At 57.4% G+C, this 16,614-nt stretch carries 16 protein-coding genes; 3 read left to right on the top strand and 13 right to left on the bottom strand.

Annotation, left to right across the window (positions count from 1 at the left end; all coding sequences use genetic code 11):
- Positions 1-103 precede the first annotated feature (103 nt).
- Positions 104-1,102, bottom strand: coding sequence for a GlxA family transcriptional regulator (locus tag ACA073_RS23425; RefSeq protein WP_497399858.1), 999 nt, complete (start codon positions 1,100-1,102; stop codon positions 104-106).
- Between the two features lie 101 nt (positions 1,103-1,203).
- Between ACA073_RS23425 and ACA073_RS23430 the strand changes: the two genes are divergently transcribed.
- Together ACA073_RS23430 and ACA073_RS23435 are read left to right on the top strand one after the other, a co-directional pair.
- Positions 1,204-1,761: a cysteine hydrolase family protein gene (locus tag ACA073_RS23430; protein ID WP_497399860.1), complete on the top strand. Its 558-nt coding sequence runs from the start codon at positions 1,204-1,206 to the stop codon at positions 1,759-1,761.
- A 156-nt stretch (positions 1,762-1,917) separates the two neighbouring features.
- Positions 1,918-4,101 (top strand): OsmC domain/YcaO domain-containing protein, encoded by a 2,184-nt coding sequence (locus ACA073_RS23435; RefSeq protein ID WP_497399862.1) that lies wholly within the window; start codon positions 1,918-1,920, stop codon positions 4,099-4,101.
- 200 nt (positions 4,102-4,301) lie between these two features.
- On the opposite strand, the gene ACA073_RS23440 is transcribed toward ACA073_RS23435, so the two are convergent.
- Both ACA073_RS23440 and ACA073_RS23445 read right to left on the bottom strand, forming a co-directional pair.
- Positions 4,302-4,829: a single-stranded DNA-binding protein gene (locus ACA073_RS23440; protein WP_056743429.1), complete on the bottom strand. Its 528-nt coding sequence runs from the start codon at positions 4,827-4,829 to the stop codon at positions 4,302-4,304.
- 9 nt (positions 4,830-4,838) lie between these two features.
- A complete protein-coding gene (locus ACA073_RS23445) occupies positions 4,839-6,236 on the bottom strand; it encodes an MFS transporter (protein WP_497399864.1) in 1,398 nt (465 codons plus the stop codon).
- A gap of 191 nt (positions 6,237-6,427) precedes the next feature.
- Between ACA073_RS23445 and uvrA the strand changes: the two genes are divergently transcribed.
- On the top strand, positions 6,428-9,262 hold the full coding sequence (gene uvrA / locus ACA073_RS23450; RefSeq protein ID WP_497399866.1) for an excinuclease ABC subunit UvrA: 2,835 nt from the start codon (positions 6,428-6,430) through the stop codon (positions 9,260-9,262).
- Between the two features lie 184 nt (positions 9,263-9,446).
- Here the strand turns inward: uvrA and bfr are convergent, their stop codons facing one another.
- From bfr to rplO, 10 genes are all read right to left on the bottom strand, one after another.
- Positions 9,447-9,911, bottom strand: coding sequence for a bacterioferritin (bfr, locus tag ACA073_RS23455; protein ID WP_007933692.1), 465 nt, complete (start codon positions 9,909-9,911; stop codon positions 9,447-9,449).
- A gap of 149 nt (positions 9,912-10,060) precedes the next feature.
- The gene (locus tag ACA073_RS23460; RefSeq protein WP_497399868.1) at positions 10,061-11,515 is read right to left on the bottom strand and encodes a catalase; all 1,455 of its coding nucleotides are present in this window, start codon (positions 11,513-11,515) and stop codon (positions 10,061-10,063) included.
- A gap of 188 nt (positions 11,516-11,703) precedes the next feature.
- Positions 11,704-12,090, bottom strand: a complete 387-nt coding sequence (gene rplQ, locus ACA073_RS23465; RefSeq protein ID WP_007943777.1) for a 50S ribosomal protein L17 — start codon at positions 12,088-12,090, stop codon at positions 11,704-11,706.
- Between the two features lie 42 nt (positions 12,091-12,132).
- Positions 12,133-13,134 (bottom strand): DNA-directed RNA polymerase subunit alpha, encoded by a 1,002-nt coding sequence (locus ACA073_RS23470; protein ID WP_003186012.1) that lies wholly within the window; start codon positions 13,132-13,134, stop codon positions 12,133-12,135.
- A gap of 22 nt (positions 13,135-13,156) precedes the next feature.
- Complete coding sequence (gene rpsD, locus ACA073_RS23475) at positions 13,157-13,777, bottom strand: 30S ribosomal protein S4 (protein WP_003210056.1); 621 nt, start codon at positions 13,775-13,777, stop codon at positions 13,157-13,159.
- A gap of 18 nt (positions 13,778-13,795) precedes the next feature.
- Positions 13,796-14,185: a 30S ribosomal protein S11 gene (gene rpsK / locus ACA073_RS23480; protein ID WP_002555466.1), complete on the bottom strand. Its 390-nt coding sequence runs from the start codon at positions 14,183-14,185 to the stop codon at positions 13,796-13,798.
- Positions 14,186-14,215: 30 nt separating this feature from the next.
- A complete protein-coding gene (gene rpsM, locus ACA073_RS23485) occupies positions 14,216-14,572 on the bottom strand; it encodes a 30S ribosomal protein S13 (protein WP_003186020.1) in 357 nt (118 codons plus the stop codon).
- A 130-nt stretch (positions 14,573-14,702) separates the two neighbouring features.
- Positions 14,703-14,819, bottom strand: a complete 117-nt coding sequence (rpmJ, locus tag ACA073_RS23490) for a 50S ribosomal protein L36 (RefSeq protein WP_002555468.1) — start codon at positions 14,817-14,819, stop codon at positions 14,703-14,705.
- 27 nt (positions 14,820-14,846) lie between these two features.
- Entirely contained in the window at positions 14,847-16,175 is a 1,329-nt protein-coding gene (gene secY / locus ACA073_RS23495; RefSeq protein WP_414908691.1) for a preprotein translocase subunit SecY, read from the bottom strand.
- Positions 16,176-16,613 (bottom strand): 50S ribosomal protein L15, encoded by a 438-nt coding sequence (gene rplO, locus ACA073_RS23500; RefSeq protein WP_007896782.1) that lies wholly within the window; start codon positions 16,611-16,613, stop codon positions 16,176-16,178.
- Between the last annotated feature and the right edge of the window lies 1 nt (position 16,614).

The raw sequence follows: 16,614 nt of genomic DNA on the forward strand, positions 1-16,614 counted from the left end.
GAGCGGGCTTGCTCGCGAAAGCGGTGTGTCATTTATCATTAATGCCCATTGATACACCGCTTTCGCGAGCAAGCCCGCTCCCACAGTGGATTTGGGGTGTTGCTTATTGACGGGCCACGGCGGCGGACGGTGTCACCCCAAACCGCGTCCGATAATCACTCGGCGCCAGCCCCGTTATCTTCTTGAACGTCGCGCGAAAGGCGCTCGGGTCCTGATAGCCCACGGTCCAGGCAATGTGATCGATGGTGCCGTTGGTGAATTCAAGCATTTCCCGAGCCTTGCCGACCCGCAGGTGCTGGCAGTATTCGGTGGGTTTCAACCCGGTCGCCGCGCGGAATCGACGCAGGAACGTGCGCTCCTCCAGCCCTGCCCGTTCGGCCATCGCCGTCAGCGACACATCAGTCGCCCCGGTGCTTTGCAGCCAATGCTGAACCTTGAGAATCGAGGCGTCGCCATGGCTGAGAATCGGGGAAAAATTACTGCCGCACTCGCTCGCGCTGTCGCTGTGTTCCACCACCAGAAAACGCGCCGTGCCGGTGGCGATGCTCGGCCCCAGCAGTCGGTCCACCAGACGCAGACCCAGCTCGGACCAGGCCATCAACCCGGCGGTAGTAATCAGGTCGCCGTCGTCGACGATCGGTGTATCGGCCTTGAGTTTGATCGCCGGGTAACGCTCGGCGAAGGTCTTGGCCGAGGTCCAGTGGGTGGTGGCGCTGCGGCCGTCGAGCAGGCCGCTTTCGGCCAATAGAATCGAGCCCACGCAAACACCGCCGAGGGTCGCGCCTTGTGCATGTTGCTGACGAATCCAGCTCATCAAGCCTTGCGGCGCCTGACCTTCGGAAAAACCGCCAATCGACGGCGGGATCAACACCGCCACCAATGCACCGTCCGGCGCGGGATGGCTGTCGTAGACACGCTTGGGCACTTGATCGCCATCGACCTGCCAATGGCTGACCCGCAGCAGCGGCAACTGCGCCGCCTGATAGTCGGCGGCAATCCGGTTCGCCACCCCGAACAAGTCCGTCAGTCCATGCACCGCCGCCATCTGCGCGCCCGGATAAATCAGCACGCCCAGCTCGGCGATTGCCCTTTGTGCGTCCATTGTCAGTTTTCCCCCTTCTATTGTCGGTGCGGCCAATCCTCGGACAGTCCGCCAGGCCCAATACTTCATTCCACACCAACACACACTTCGAGGAAACAGTCATGGCCAAGCAAGCACTCATCGTAGTCGATATCCAAAACGACTACTTCCCCCAAGGCAAGTGGCCGCTGGTCGGCGCGGATGCTGCTGCGGACAATGCCGTACGCCTGATCGAGGCCTTCCGCGAGGCCGGCGATTCGGTGGTGCACATTCGCCACGAATTCACCTCCGACGAAGCGCCGTTTTTCACCCCAGGCTCCGAAGGCGCGAAGCTGCACCCCAAAGTCCTCAACCGCGCCGACGAGCCGGTAGTGCTCAAGCACTTCGTCAACTCGTTCCGCGAAACCGACCTGAAGTCGATCCTCGACGAACAAGGCATCAAGGAACTGGTGGTGGTCGGCAGCATGAGCCACATGTGCGTCGACGGCATTACCCGTGCGGCCGCCGACATGGGTTACGCCGTCACCGTCATTCACGACGCCTGTGCCTCCCGTGACCTGGAGTTCAACGGCCTCACCGTTCCGGCCGCCCACGTTCACGCCGCCTTCATGTCGGCCCTGGGTTTTGCCTATGCCCGCGTGGTGTCCACCGACGAGTTCCTGGCTACCAGCCAGCCGTAGGACGGCAACGACATGGATCAATACGCAGACCGTGCATCGGGCGTCAGGGTGAAACAGGTGTAAACCTGTTCCAGGGCTAGACAACCACGAGACTTACGGCCGAAAAGCCGGATAATGGCGGCCAAATCGTCTAGCCCGTTATTCTGGTACTCCCCCATGGAAATCAAGGTCAACTTTCTCGACAACCTTCGGCTTGAAGCCAAGTTCGATGACTTCACGGTGGTGGCCGATCAACCAATCCGCTACAAGGGCGATGGCTCGGCACCGGGTCCGTTCGACTACTTCCTGGCTTCGTCGGCGTTGTGTGCGGCGTACTTTGTGAAGTTGTACTGCAGCACGCGCAATATCCCCACGGATAACATCCGCCTGTCGCAGAACAACATCGTTGACCCGGAAAACCGTTACAACCAGATTTTCAAGATCCAGGTCGAATTGCCAGCGGACATCTCCGACAAGGACCGCCAGGGCATCCTGCGTTCCATCGACCGTTGTACCGTGAAAAAAGTGGTGCAAGCCGGGCCTGAGTTCGTGATCGAAGAGGTGGAAAACCTCGACGCCGATGCCCAGGCGTTGTTGATGCCTGCTTCCAGTTCAGAGGCGGGCACTTACATTGCGGGCAAGGATCTGCCGCTGGAGCAAACCATCGCCAATATGTCGGGGATTCTGGCGGACCTGGGCATGAAGATTGAAATCGCCTCGTGGCGCAATATCGTGCCCAATGTATGGTCGCTGCATATCCGCGATGCGCATTCGCCGATGTGCTTCACCAACGGCAAGGGTGCGACCAAGGAAGGCGCGTTGGCGTCGGCGTTGGGCGAGTTTATCGAGCGGCTCAACTGCAACTTCTTCTACAACGACCAGTTCTGGGGCGAAGACATCGCCAACGCGGAATTTGTGCATTACCCGAACGAGCGCTGGTTCAAGCCTGGCCGTAAAGATGAGTTGCCGGCCGAAATTCTCGACGAGTACTGCCTGAAGATTTACAACCGCGACGGCGAGCTGCGTGGTTCCCATCTGATCGATACCAACTCGGGCAATGAAGAACGCGGCATCTGCTCGCTGCCGTACGTGCGCCAGTCCGACGGCGAGGTGGTGTATTTCCCGTCCAACCTGATTGAAAACCTGTTCCTGAGCAACGGCATGAGTGCCGGTAACACGTTGGCCGAAGCCCAGGTGCAGTGCCTGTCGGAGATCTTCGAGCGCGCGGTCAAACGCGAAATCATCGAAGGTGAATTTGCACTGCCGGATGTGCCGGCCCACGTGCTGGCGAAGTACCCCGGGATCCTCGCCGGTATTCAGGCGCTGGAAGAGCAAGGGTTCCCGGTGTTGGTGAAGGATGCGTCTCTGGGGGGTGAATTCCCCGTGATGTGCGTCACGTTGATGAACCCGCGTACCGGCGGTGTGTTCGCCTCGTTCGGCGCGCACCCGAGCCTGGAAGTGGCGCTGGAACGCAGCCTGACGGAGCTGCTGCAAGGCCGCAGCTTCGAAGGCCTCAACGACTTGCCCCAGCCGACGTTTGAAGGTCATGCGGTGACCGAGCCGAATAACTTCGTCGAGCATTTCATCGACTCCAGCGGCGTGGTGTCGTGGCGCTTCTTCAGTGCCAAATCGGATTACGAATTCGTCGAGTGGGACTTCTCCGGCCAGGGTGAAAACTCGAATACCGAGGAAGCCGCAACCTTGTTCGGCATTCTCGAAGGCATGGGCAAGGAAGTGTACATGGCGGTCTACGAGCATATCGGCGCGAAAGCCTGCCGCATTCTGGTGCCGGACTATTCGGAAATTTATCCGGTAGACGATCTGATCTGGGATAACACCAACAAAGCGCTGTTCTTCCGCGCCGACATCCTGAACCTGCATCGCCTGGACGAAGACGAACTGCAAGCGCTGGTTGAGCGTCTGGTGGAAAGTGAGCTGGACGACTACACCGACATCACCACCTTGATCGGCATCGAGTTCGACGACAATACCGCCTGGGGTCAGCTGACGATCCTGGAGTTGAAGCTGCTGATTTATCTCGCCTTGCAACAATTTGAAGAGGCGAAAGAGGCGGTGGAAATGTTCCTGCAGTACAACGACAACACAGTTGAGCGTGGCTTGTTCTACCAGGCCGTCAATGTGGTGCTGGAGATGAAGCTGGACGAAGACCTGGAACTGGAAGACTACGAGGCCAATTTCCGCCGGATGTTTGGCAGCGAGCGAACGGATGCAGCGATCGGATCGGTGGACGGCAGCGTGCGCTTCCATGGCTTGACGCCGACCAGCATGAAACTGGAGGGGCTCGATCGACACCAGCGCCTGATCGACAGCTACAAAAAACTGCACCAGGCCCGGAGCTAACCGCGATTCAGTAGGAGCCGGGTTGCTGGCGATCCAGGCAGCGCGGTTAATCAGGTAAACCGCGTAATCGTTCATCGCCAGCAAACGGAACGCCGCCCGGCCGCTCCTACAAATAACGCGCAAAAGAAAACCCCCGACCAGTCCAGAGGACCGATCGGGGGTTTCGAGGCTAGACCTTACAAAAAAGTCTTGGCTACATCCTAGAACGGAATATCGTCATCAAAGCTGTCGAAATCCGGAGCTGGCTGCGGAGCGGCCTGCTGTTGTGGCGCCGGGCGCGACTGTTGCGGTGCTGCTGACTGCTGCGGACGCGGAGCCTGTTGGCGTGGAGCCGGGGCGGACTGCTGGTAGTTATTGCCCCCGCCTTGTTGGTCGCCTTGCTGTGGACGGCCGCCCAGCAATTGCATGGTGCCTTGCATGTCGACCACGATTTCAGTGGTGTAACGCTTGATACCGTCTTTTTCCCACTCACGGGTCTGCAGCTTGCCTTCGATGTAGACCTGCGAACCTTTACGCAGGTATTCGCCGGCGATTTCCGCAACTTTGCCGAACATCGACACACGGTGCCATTCAGTCTTTTCGACTTTCTGACCGGTTTGCTTGTCGGTCCACTGTTCGCTGGTCGCCAGACTCAGGTTGGTCACGGCGTTACCGTTAGGCAAGTAGCGAACTTCGGGATCCTGGCCGCAAGTGCCGACCAATATGACTTTGTTAACCCCACGGGCCATAACGTTCTCCTAGGCTTCGCACGCTGTAGCGGCCGGGTTGTTCACCAGACGCTCGAGGGTAGTGCGATCCAATAATTCGGTGTCCAGTTTGATGTAAATCGCCGCTTCATCGGCAACCACGATTGCATCGGTTACTCCAACGACGGCCTTGAGGCGCTCGATCAGGCCAGCTTCACGAATCGCTTCGGGCGACAACGGCAAGCGCAGGCTCGTCACATACGGAGGTTCCCGCATGGTAACAGCAAAGACTAGCCAAAGTGCAGCCAGCCCGGCACATCCCAAGAACACAACCGACAAACCGCCATGCTGGAAAAGCCAACCACCGAGTATCCCGCCCAGCGCCGAACCGAGGAACTGACTGGTGGAATAAACCCCCATCGCCGTGCCCTTGCCGCCGGCCGGTGAAACCTTGCTGATCAGCGATGGCAACGAAGCTTCCAGCAAATTGAATGCGGTAAAAAACACCACCGTACCAATCACCAGAGCCCGCAAGCTATCGCCGAACTGCCAGAAGAATAGCTCAGTGAGCATCAGCGTCAGCACCGCGCCCAATAAAACTCGTTTCATTTTGCGTTTCTTCTCGCCGTAGATAATGAACGGGATCATGGCGAAGAAGGAAATCAGCAGCGCGGTCAGGTAGACCCACCAGTGCTGCTCTTTGGGTAGACCGGCTTTTTCGACCAGGGCCAGCGGCAATGCAACGAAGCTCGACATCAACATCGCGTGCAACACAAAAATGCCCAGGTCCAGGCGCAGCAGGTCCGGGTGCTTGAGCGTCGGCATCAGCGCCTGACGCGCGACGCCGGACTCGCGATGCTGCAACGGCCCGGTGGAGCGCGGCACCATGAACATCACAATCACGATGCCAAACAGCGCCATGCCACCCGTGGCGAGAAACAATCCGGACAGACCGAAAGCGCGGGTCAGCAACGGTCCTACCACCATGGCGACAGCGAACGACAGACCGATCGTCATGCCGATCATGGCCATGGCTTTCGTCCGATGCTGTTCGCGGGTCAGGTCTGACAGCAATGCCATGACCGCTGCGGAAATTGCTCCGGCGCCTTGCAGGATTCGTCCGGCAATAACGCCCCAGATCGAATCGGCATTGGCCGCCAGCACGCTGCCGAGGGCGAAGACGATCAGCCCCAGGTAAATCACCGGGCGGCGCCCGATGCGGTCGGAAACGAAACCGAAAGGAATCTGAAAAATCGCCTGGGTCAGGCCATAAGCGCCAATCGCCAGCCCGATGAGGGCCGGGGTCGCTCCTGCCAGATCCATCCCATAGGTCGCCAATACCGGCAACACCATGAACATGCCAAGCATACGGAAGGCGAACACCAGGGCCAGACCGCTTGCTGCGCGGGTCTCACTGCCACTCATGCGTTCGCTGTGGGGATCGTGCATGGAAAAACCTCATGTGAACCGGCGGCGATTCTACCAGTCCCATCGTTTGACAGGGTATATCGCGACGCTTTGACGCGCTCCGCTGACAGACTCTTCATGCAGGAGAGTCACCCACTCGTTTGATAGTGTGCATCCATCCAGTATTTGGCCGTATACTCCTACGTTTTCGACGCCCGCCGAGCGAGGCCACTTTGGACAAGATCCTGATTCGTGGGGCCCGAACCCACAACCTGAAGAACATCGACCTGACCCTGCCACGGGACAAACTGATCGTCATCACCGGCCTGTCCGGATCCGGCAAATCGTCCCTGGCATTTGACACGCTGTACGCCGAAGGCCAGCGCCGTTACGTCGAATCGCTGTCGGCCTATGCCCGGCAGTTCTTGTCGATGATGGAAAAACCTGACGTCGACACCATTGAAGGTCTGTCGCCAGCCATCTCCATCGAACAGAAGTCGACCTCGCACAACCCGCGCTCGACCGTCGGCACCATCACCGAAATCTACGACTACCTGCGCCTGCTTTACGCTCGAGTGGGCATTCCGCGCTGCCCGGATCACGACATTCCGCTGGAAGCGCAAACTGTCAGCCAGATGGTCGACCTGGTCCTCGCGCAACCGGAGGGCAGCAAGCTTATGCTGCTGGCACCGGTGATTCGCGAACGCAAAGGTGAACACCTTTCGGTCTTCGAAGAACTGCGAGCCCAGGGCTTCGTGCGGGCCCGGGTCAACGGCAGGATCTGCGAACTGGATGAACTGCCGAAGCTGGACAAGCAAAAGAAGCATTCGATTGACGTCATAGTCGACCGATTCAAGGTCCGCGCCGATCTGCAGCAGCGTCTGGCCGAGTCGTTCGAGACCGCGCTGAAACTGGCCGATGGCATTGCGCTGGTAGCACCGATGGATGACGAGCCTGGCGAAGAGATCATCTTCTCCGCGCGCTTTGCCTGCCCGATCTGCGGCCATGCCATCAGCGAGCTGGAACCCAAGCTGTTCTCCTTCAACAACCCGGCCGGTGCCTGCCCGACGTGCGATGGTCTGGGCGTGAAGCAGTTCTTCGACATCAAGCGACTGGTCAATGGCGAACTGACCCTGGCCGAGGGCGCGATTCGCGGCTGGGACAGGCGCAACGTCTATTATTTCCAGATGCTCGGGTCGCTGGCGTCGCACTACAAGTTCAGCCTCGAAGTACCGTTTAACGAACTGCCGGCCGATCAGCAGAAATTCATCCTGCACGGCAGCGGCTCGCAGAACGTCGACTTCAAATACCTGAACGACCGTGGCGACATCGTCAAACGCTCGCACCCGTTCGAAGGCATCGTGCCGAACCTGGAACGTCGCTACCGCGAAACCGAGTCGGCCTCCGTGCGCGAAGAGCTGGCCAAGTTCCTCAGCACCCAGCCTTGCCCGGATTGCCGTGGCACACGCCTGCGTCGCGAGGCGCGGCATGTCTGGGTGGGCGAGAAGACTTTGCCGGCCGTCACCAATCTGCCGATTGGCGATGCATGCGAATACTTCGGTGTGCTGAAGCTGACTGGGCGTCGCGGCGAAATTGCCGACAAGATCCTCAAGGAAATCCGTGAGCGACTGCAATTCCTGGTCAACGTTGGCCTCGACTATCTGTCGCTGGATCGCAGTGCGGACACCTTGTCTGGTGGTGAGGCTCAGCGGATTCGTCTGGCCAGTCAGATCGGTGCCGGTCTGGTTGGCGTTTTGTACATTCTTGATGAACCGTCGATTGGCCTGCACCAGCGCGACAACGATCGGTTGCTTGGCACGCTCAAGCACCTGCGTGATATCGGCAACACGGTGATCGTGGTCGAGCACGATGAAGATGCGATTCGCCTTGCAGACTATGTGGTGGATATCGGCCCGGGTGCTGGCGTGCATGGCGGGCATATCGTCGCCGAAGGTACACCGGCCGAGGTCATGGCTCACCCTGATTCGCTCACCGGCAAGTATTTGTCGGGCCGGGTGAAGATCGCTGTACCGGCCGAACGCACGCCGCGTAACAAGAAGTTGTCGCTGTCCCTCAAGGGAGCTCGAGGCAACAACTTGCGCAATGTCGACCTGGACATTCCGATCGGTCTGCTGACCTGTGTCACCGGCGTGTCCGGCTCGGGCAAATCGACGCTGATCAACAACACACTGTTTCCTTTGAGCGCGACGGCACTCAACGGCGCAACGACGCTGGAAGCGGCGGCTCACGACAGCATCAAAGGGCTGGAGCATCTGGACAAGGTCGTCGACATCGACCAGAGCCCGATCGGCCGTACCCCGCGTTCCAACCCGGCGACTTACACCGGGCTGTTCACGCCGATTCGCGAGCTGTTCGCCGGTGTGCCGGAATCCCGTTCGCGCGGTTACGGTCCGGGGCGCTTCTCCTTCAACGTGAAGGGCGGACGCTGCGAGGCCTGCCAGGGCGACGGTTTGATCAAGGTTGAAATGCACTTCCTGCCCGACATCTATGTTCCGTGCGATGTCTGCAAGAGCAAGCGCTACAACCGCGAAACCCTGGAGATCAAGTACAAGGGCAAGAGCATCCACGAGACACTCGAAATGACCATCGAGGAGGCTCGGGTGTTCTTCGATGCGGTTCCTGCTCTGGCGCGCAAGCTTCAGACGTTGATGGATGTCGGCCTGTCGTACATCAAGCTGGGACAATCGGCGACCACGCTGTCCGGTGGTGAAGCGCAGCGGGTGAAACTGTCCCGCGAACTGTCGAAGCGCGATACCGGCAAGACGCTTTATATCCTCGATGAGCCGACTACTGGTTTGCACTTCGCGGATATCCAGCAACTGCTCGACGTGTTGCATCGTCTGCGTGACCACGGCAACACCGTGGTGGTGATCGAGCACAATCTGGACGTGATCAAGACGGCTGACTGGTTGGTGGATCTTGGGCCGGAAGGTGGCTCCAAAGGCGGGCAGATCATTGCGGTCGGTACGCCTGAAGAAGTCTGCGAGATGAAGCAGTCTCACACCGGTTTCTACCTCAAACCGCTGCTGGCTCGCGACAAGGCCTGAATCAGGCCCATGAAAAAGCCCCTGTCACTTCAATAGTGACAGGGGCTTTTTTGTATCGCCACCTGTAGGAGCGAGCTTGCTCGCGATGGTCGTTAACGATAACGCTGATCCGTGAATATACGCGGTGTTCTGTAGTCCATCGCGAGCAAGCTCGCTCCTACACGAGATCTTCAGGTTTTGAAATTCAGAACTGCGATTGCAGGTAATTCTCCAGACCGATCAACTTGATCAGACCCAACTGCTTCTCCAGCCAGTAGGTGTGATCTTCTTCGGTGTCGTTCAGCTGAATGCGCAGGATCTCGCGGCTGACATAGTCCTTGTGCAACTCACAGAGCTCGATGCCCTTGCAGAGTGCGGCGCGGACTTTGTATTCCAGACGCAGGTCGGCGGCGAGCATATCCGGCACGGTGGTGCCGACATCCAGGTCATCCGGACGCATGCGCGGCGTGCCTTCGAGCATCAGGATACGGCGCATCAGGGCGTCAGCGTGCTGCGCCTCTTCTTCCATTTCGTGGTTGATACGTTCGTAGAGCTCGGTGAAACCCCAGTCCTCGTACATCCGCGAATGGATGAAATATTGATCACGCGCCGCCAGTTCGCCGGTCAGCAACGTGTTGAGGTAATCGATTACGTCTGGGTGGCCTTGCATCGCCCTACATCTCCCTGCTTGAAAGTCTGTAGTTTGAACCACGACGACTGTTTGGTCACTTTGTTTGCGCGATAAAAGCGAAGATATTCTGAGAAAAGTGGTTTAAATAGCGCAAAAACCGCCCAGATGAGGGCGGTTCTGCTTCTCGTTTAGACTTCGTTAATCTGTACGTTGAGTGCCCTTGCGATTGTTTCTCCATACGCCGGGTCGGCCTTGAAAAAATGCTGCAATTGGCGATCAACCACATCGCTTGAAACGCCAGCCATCGCCCCGGCAATGTTGTTGACCAACAGTGCCTTCTGCTCATCACTCATGAGTCGGAACAGCGCACCGGCATGGCTGTAGTAGTCGGTGTCTTCACGATGATCATAACGATCAGCCGCGCCGATCAGCGCCAGAGCTGGCTCAGCGTAGCGAGGCGCTTGTTTCGGCGATTCGACGTAGCTGTTTGGCTCGTAGTTCGGCGCTGCACCGCCATTATTGCCAAACGCCATGGAGCCATCACGCTGGTAGCTGTTGACCGGGTTGCGAGGCGCATTCACCGGCAGTTGCTGGTGGTTGGTGCCTACACGGTAGCGGTGCGCATCTGCGTAAGCGAATACGCGACCTTGCAGCATGCGGTCCGGTGACAGACCGACGCCCGGAACCATGTTGCTCGGACCGAACGCCGCCTGCTCGACTTCAGCGAAGTAGTTCAGCGGATTGCGGTTGAGCTCCAGTTCGCCTACTTCGATCAGTGGAAACTCTTTCTGCGACCAGGTCTTGGTCACGTCGAAAGGGTTCTCGTAGTGCGCCGCAGCCTGGGCCTCGGTCATGATCTGAATGCACACTCGCCATTTCGGGAAATCACCGCGCTCAATTGCACCGAACAAGTCGCGTTGTGCGTAATCCGGATCCGTACCCGCCAGGCGCGCAGCCTCTGCCGGCGCCAGGTTCTTGATCCCTTGTTGGGTCTTGTAGTGCCATTTCACCCAGTGACGCTCGCCGCTGGCGTTGATCAGGCTGTAGGTGTGGCTGCCAAAGCCGTGCATGTGACGGTAGCCGTCAGGGATGCCACGGTCCGAAAACAGGATGGTGACCTGGTGCAGCGCCTCAGGCGAGTGTGACCAGAAGTCCCACATCATCTGCGCGCTTTTCAGGTTGCTCTGCGGCAGGCGTTTTTGAGTGTGGATAAAGTCCGGAAATTTAAGCGGGTCGCGAATGAAGAACACCGGCGTGTTGTTGCCGACGATGTCCCAGTTGCCTTCCTCGGTGTAGAACTTCAGGGCGAAGCCACGTGGATCGCGCTCTGTGTCGGCCGAGCCGCGCTCACCACCCACGGTGGAAAACCGCAGGAACGTTGGGGTTTGCTTGCCGACGGATTCGAACAATTTTGCGCTGGTGTAGTCGGTGATGTCGCGGGTGACGGTGAACGTACCGTAAGCACCCGAGCCTTTCGCGTGTACACGGCGCTCCGGGATGTTTTCACGGTTGAAGTGGGCAAGCTTCTCGATCAGGTGGAAGTCGTCGAGGAGCAATGGGCCGCGAGGGCCGGCGGAGCGGGAATTCTGGTTGTCGGCGACAGGAGCGCCACTCGCGGTGGTAAGTGTTTTATTTTGGCTCATGCGATCTCTTCCTCTGTCAGTCTTGAACTGCCGACTAATCGGCTGAGAGGAAGTATTGTTCACGAACGTTACACCTGCTAATTCATTAACCTGCAAGTATCGATAGAAAAAAACTAACGTAGGTACGCTTTTCATACGCGCACAAAAAACCGGGCACTAGGCCCGGTTTTTCGTTTCAGACTGACGTCTTACTCAGCGGATACAGCTTCACCGCCGGTAGCACGATCAACCAACTCGACGTACGCCATAGGCGCGTTGTCGCCAGTGCGGAAGCCGCACTTGAGGATGCGCAGGTAGCCACCCTCACGGGTAGCGTAACGCTTGCCCAGGTCGTTGAAGAGCTTACCAACGATAGCTTTCGAACGAGTACGGTCGAAAGCCAGACGGCGGTTAGCCAGGCTGTCTGTCTTGGCCAAAGTGATCAGCGGCTCAGCAACGCGACGCAGTTCTTTAGCTTTCGGCAGTGTAGTTTTGATCAGCTCGTGCTCGAACAGCGACACTGCCATGTTTTGAAACATGGCCTTGCGGTGCGAGCTAGTGCGGCTCAGGTGACGACCACTTTTACGATGACGCATGGTTCATTCCTTACCAAACACGACGTTCGGTGATTACGACGATCAGGCAGTCGCCTTGTCGTCCTTCTTAAGACTTGCAGGCGGCCAGTTGTCGAGGCGCATGCCGAGGGACAGACCGCGGGAGGCCAGAACGTCCTTGATTTCAGTCAAGGATTTCTTGCCAAGGTTCGGAGTCTTCAACAGCTCTACTTCGGTACGCTGAATCAGGTCACCGATGTAGTAGATGTTTTCCGCCTTAAGGCAGTTAGCCGAACGTACAGTCAGTTCCAGATCGTCAACCGGGCGAAGCAGGATCGGATCGATCTCGTCTTCCTGCTCGACAACCACTGGCTCACTGTCACCTTTGAGGTCGACGAACGCAGCCAACTGCTGTTGCAGAATGGTTGCAGCGCGGCGGATAGCCTCTTCAGGATCCAGAGTACCGTTGGTTTCCAGATCAATAACCAGCTTGTCCAGGTTAGTACGCTGCTCGACACGGGCGTTTTCCACCACGTATGCGATACGGCGAACCGGGCTGAACGAAGAGTCAAGCTGCAAGCGACCGATGCTGCGGCTTTCGTCTTCATCGCTCTGACGCGAGTCTGCCGGTTCATAACCACGACCACGAGCTACGGTGAGCTTCATGTTCAGGGCGCCGTTAGACGCCAGGTTAGCGATTACGTGATCGGGGTTAACGATCTCGACATCATGATCCAGCTGAATATCGGCAGCGGTAACCACCCCCGAACCCTTCTTCGACAAGGTCAGCGTAACTTCGTCACGACCGTGCAGCTTGATAGCCAGACCTTTAAGGTTCAACAGGATTTCAATTACGTCTTCCTGTACGCCTTCGATGGCGCTGTACTCATGGAGTACACCGTCAATCTCGGCCTCGACTACTGCACAGCCGGGCATTGAGGACAACAGGATGCGGCGCAGCGCGTTGCCCAGGGTGTGGCCGAAACCACGCTCGAGAGGCTCGAGAGTGATCTTGGCGCGGGTTGGACTGACAACCTGCACATCAATATGGCGGGGTGTCAGGAACTCATTTACCGAAATCTGCATGGATGCACCTATTTTCTAGCCCTTACTTGGAGTAGAGCTCGACAATCAGGCTTTCGTTGATGTCGGCGGACAGATCACTGCGAGCTGGAACGTTCTTGAAAACGCCCGACTTCTTCTCAGTGTCTACTTCTACCCATTCTACGCGGCCACGTTGGGCACACAGATCGAGAGCTTGGACAATGCGAAGTTGGTTCTTTGCTTTCTCGCGAATCGCGACCACGTCACCAGCACGAACCTGGTACGACGGCACGTTTACGGTCTGACCGTTAACGCTGACGGATTTGTGCGATACCAGCTGACGGGATTCGGCACGAGTAGAGCCAAAACCCATACGGTATACAACGTTGTCCAGACGGCATTCGAGCAGTTGCAGCAGGTTTTCACCAGTTGCACCTTTCTTGCCAGCAGCTTCTTTGTAGTAGCCGCTGAATTGACGCTCGAGAACGCCGTAGATACGACGGACCTTCTGCTTTTCACGCAGTTGGGTGCCGTAATCGGACTGGCGACCGCGGCGTTGGCCGTGGATACCAGGTGCTGCTTCAATGTTGCACTTCGATTCGATCGCGCGCACGCCGCTCTTCAGAAAGAGATCGGTGCCTTCGCGACGAGCGAGTTTGCATTTTGGACCAATGTAACGAGCCATTCTTTACAATCTCCTGGATTACACGCGGCGCTTCTTCGGCGGACGGCACCCGTTGTGCGGGATTGGCGTCACGTCGGTGATGCTGGCGATCTTGTAGCCACAGCCGTTCAAAGCGCGGACTGCAGATTCACGACCTGGGCCTGGACCTTTGACGTTAACGTCGAGGTTTTTCAGACCGTATTCCAGCGCAGCTTGACCAGCACGTTCAGCAGCTACTTGAGCAGCAAACGGGGTGGACTTGCGGGAACCGCGGAAACCCGAACCACCGGAGGTAGCCCAGGAAAGAGCGTTGCCTTGACGGTCGGTGATGGTCACGATTGTGTTGTTAAAAGAAGCATGGATGTGGGCAATGCCATCAACCACTGTCTTTTTAACTTTTTTACGAGGACGAGCAGCAGGTTTAGCCATGATTAATTTCCTGTCGATTCGCTGGGGCGATTACTTGCGGATCGGCTTACGCGGACCTTTACGGGTACGCGCGTTAGTCTTGGTACGCTGACCGCGCACTGGAAGACCACGACGATGACGCAGACCGCGATAGCAACCGAGGTCCATCAAACGCTTGATTTTCATGTTGATTTCGCGACGCAGGTCACCTTCAGTGGTGAACTTCGCCACTTCGCCACGCAGCTGTTCAATCTGCTCGTCGCTCAGATCTTTGATCTTTGCGGCTGGGTTTACCCCAGTCACTGCACAGATCTTCTGTGCAGTAGTGCGACCAACACCATAGATGTAGGTCAGCGAGATAACAGTATGCTTGTTATCTGGAATGTTAACGCCTGCAATACGGGCCATTCAGTGGGACTCCAATTGACAGCTACCTACGCCCCGGAAGCCAAGAAATAGGGCGCGAGATAATATCGCTGTAATAACAAATAATCAACCCGGTAGCGCACTAGCTACCGGGCTTGAAGCACAATCACACTCAGCCTTGGCGCTGTTTGTGACGCGGTTCCGCGCTGCAAATTACTCGAACAACACCTTCGCGGCGAATAATCTTGCAGTTACGGCACAGCTTTTTCACCGATGCACGAACTTTCATCACCAACTCCTCGAACCTTATGGGTACTCAGCGCAACATGCCGCTGCCGTAACCCTTCAGGTTGGCTTTCTTCATCAGGGATTCGTACTGGTGCGAAACGAGGTGCGATTGTACTTGGGACATGAAGTCCATCACAACCACGACGACGATCAGCAACGAGGTCCCGCCAAGGTAGAACGGTACGTTTGCTGCAACCACCAGGAATTGGGGCAACAGGCACACGGCCGTCATGTAAAGAGCACCGAACATGGTCAAGCGAGTCAGAACGCCATCAATGTAGCGCGCAGACTGCTCACCTGGACGGATGCCCGGAATAAAGGCACCGGACTTCTTCAGGTTTTCCGCTACGTCTTTCGGATTGAACATCAACGCCGTATAGAAGAAGCAGAAGAAAATAATCCCTGCACTAAACAGCAGAATATTCAACGGCTGACCAGGAGCGATCGACTGCGAGATGTCCTGCAACCAGCCCATACCTTCAGACTGGCCGAACCAGGCACCCAACGAAGCCGGGAACAGCAAAATGCTGCTCGCGAAAATGGCCGGAATAACACCGGCCATGTTCACCTTCAGCGGCAAGTGGCTAGTCTGCGCAGCGAAGACCTTACGGCCCTGCTGACGCTTGGCGTAGTGAACAGCAATACGACGCTGACCACGCTCAATGAACACCACGAAACCGATAATCGCTACTGCCAGCAAACCGATGGCAACCAGGGCGAAGATGTTGATATCACCCTGACGTGCAGACTCGAAAGACTGCCCGATCGCTCTCGGAAGACCGGCGACGATACCCGAAAAAATCAACATCGAGATACCGTTGCCAACACCACGCTCAGTAATCTGCTCACCCAGCCACATCATGAACATCGCACCAGCCACAAAAGTGGATACCGCGACGAAATGGAAGCCAAAGTCACCAGTGAACGCAACGCCCTGCCCTGCCAGACCAATGGACATGCCAATTGCCTGAACAAGAGCGAGGACGACAGTGCCGTAGCGGGTGTACTGGCTGATCTTGCGACGGCCAGCTTCACCTTCCTTCTTCAACTGCTCCAGCTGCGGGCTGACGGCGCTCATCAGTTGCATGATGATCGATGCCGAGATGTACGGCATGATCCCCAGTGCAAAGATGCTCATCCGCTCCAGCGCGCCGCCGGAAAACATGTTGAACAAGCTAAGAATGGTCCCCTCATTCTGTCGAAACAGGTCCGCGAGTCGGTCCGGGTTGATACCTGGAACCGGGATGTGTGCGCCTATTCGGTAGACGATAATCGCCAGGAACAGAAAACGCAGACGAGCCCAGAGTTCAGACATACCGCCTTTGCCGAGCGCAGAGAGAGCACCTTGCTTAGCCATTTATTCCTCGAACTTGCCGCCAGCTGCTTCGATAGCCGCACGCGCACCTTTGGTGGCGCCGATTCCCTTTCCGATGGTAACAGCGCGAGTCACTTCGCCGGACAGCATGATTTTCACACGCTGTACGTTGACGTTGATCACGTTGGCATCTTTCAAGGACTGCACGGTGACGATGTCGCCTTCCACTTTAGCCAGCTCGGACAGACGCACTTCTGCGCGGTCCATGGCTTTCAGGGAAACGAAACCGAACTTCGGCAGGCGACGATGCAGCGGCTGTTGACCGCCTTCAAAGCCTGGAGCAATAGTGCCACCGGAGCGGGAGGACTGACCTTTGTGGCCACGGCCACCGGTCTTGCCCAAACCACTACCGATACCACGGCCCGGACGATGCTTTTCGCGACGGGAACCCGGCGCTGGACTCAGATCATTGAGTTTCATC

Source organism: Pseudomonas sp. LBUM1670 (genome assembly GCF_059695695.1).

What these genes read in the sequence shown, in the direction of transcription:
- rpsM (WP_003186020.1), bottom strand. Translation starts at nt 14,572, where the DNA reads ATGGCCCGTATTGCAGGCGTTAACATTCCAGATAACAAGCATACTGTT.
- ACA073_RS23435 (WP_497399862.1), top strand. Translation starts at nt 1,918, where the DNA reads ATGGAAATCAAGGTCAACTTTCTCGACAACCTTCGGCTTGAAGCCAAG.
- rpmJ (WP_002555468.1), bottom strand. Translation starts at nt 14,819, where the DNA reads ATGAAAGTTCGTGCATCGGTGAAAAAGCTGTGCCGTAACTGCAAGATT.
- bfr (WP_007933692.1), bottom strand. Translation starts at nt 9,911, where the DNA reads ATGCAAGGCCACCCAGACGTAATCGATTACCTCAACACGTTGCTGACC.
- ACA073_RS23470 (WP_003186012.1), bottom strand. Translation starts at nt 13,134, where the DNA reads ATGCAGATTTCGGTAAATGAGTTCCTGACACCCCGCCATATTGATGTG.
- rpsK (WP_002555466.1), bottom strand. Translation starts at nt 14,185, where the DNA reads ATGGCTAAACCTGCTGCTCGTCCTCGTAAAAAAGTTAAAAAGACAGTG.
- rpsD (WP_003210056.1), bottom strand. Translation starts at nt 13,777, where the DNA reads ATGGCTCGTTACATTGGTCCAAAATGCAAACTCGCTCGTCGCGAAGGC.
- ACA073_RS23440 (WP_056743429.1), bottom strand. Translation starts at nt 4,829, where the DNA reads ATGGCCCGTGGGGTTAACAAAGTCATATTGGTCGGCACTTGCGGCCAG.
- rplO (WP_007896782.1), bottom strand. Translation starts at nt 16,613, where the DNA reads ATGAAACTCAATGATCTGAGTCCAGCGCCGGGTTCCCGTCGCGAAAAG.
- secY (WP_414908691.1), bottom strand. Translation starts at nt 16,175, where the DNA reads ATGGCTAAGCAAGGTGCTCTCTCTGCGCTCGGCAAAGGCGGTATGTCT.
- ACA073_RS23430 (WP_497399860.1), top strand. Translation starts at nt 1,204, where the DNA reads ATGGCCAAGCAAGCACTCATCGTAGTCGATATCCAAAACGACTACTTC.
- ACA073_RS23445 (WP_497399864.1), bottom strand. Translation starts at nt 6,236, where the DNA reads ATGCACGATCCCCACAGCGAACGCATGAGTGGCAGTGAGACCCGCGCA.
- ACA073_RS23425 (WP_497399858.1), bottom strand. Translation starts at nt 1,102, where the DNA reads ATGGACGCACAAAGGGCAATCGCCGAGCTGGGCGTGCTGATTTATCCG.
- ACA073_RS23460 (WP_497399868.1), bottom strand. Translation starts at nt 11,515, where the DNA reads ATGAGCCAAAATAAAACACTTACCACCGCGAGTGGCGCTCCTGTCGCC.
- rplQ (WP_007943777.1), bottom strand. Translation starts at nt 12,090, where the DNA reads ATGCGTCATCGTAAAAGTGGTCGTCACCTGAGCCGCACTAGCTCGCAC.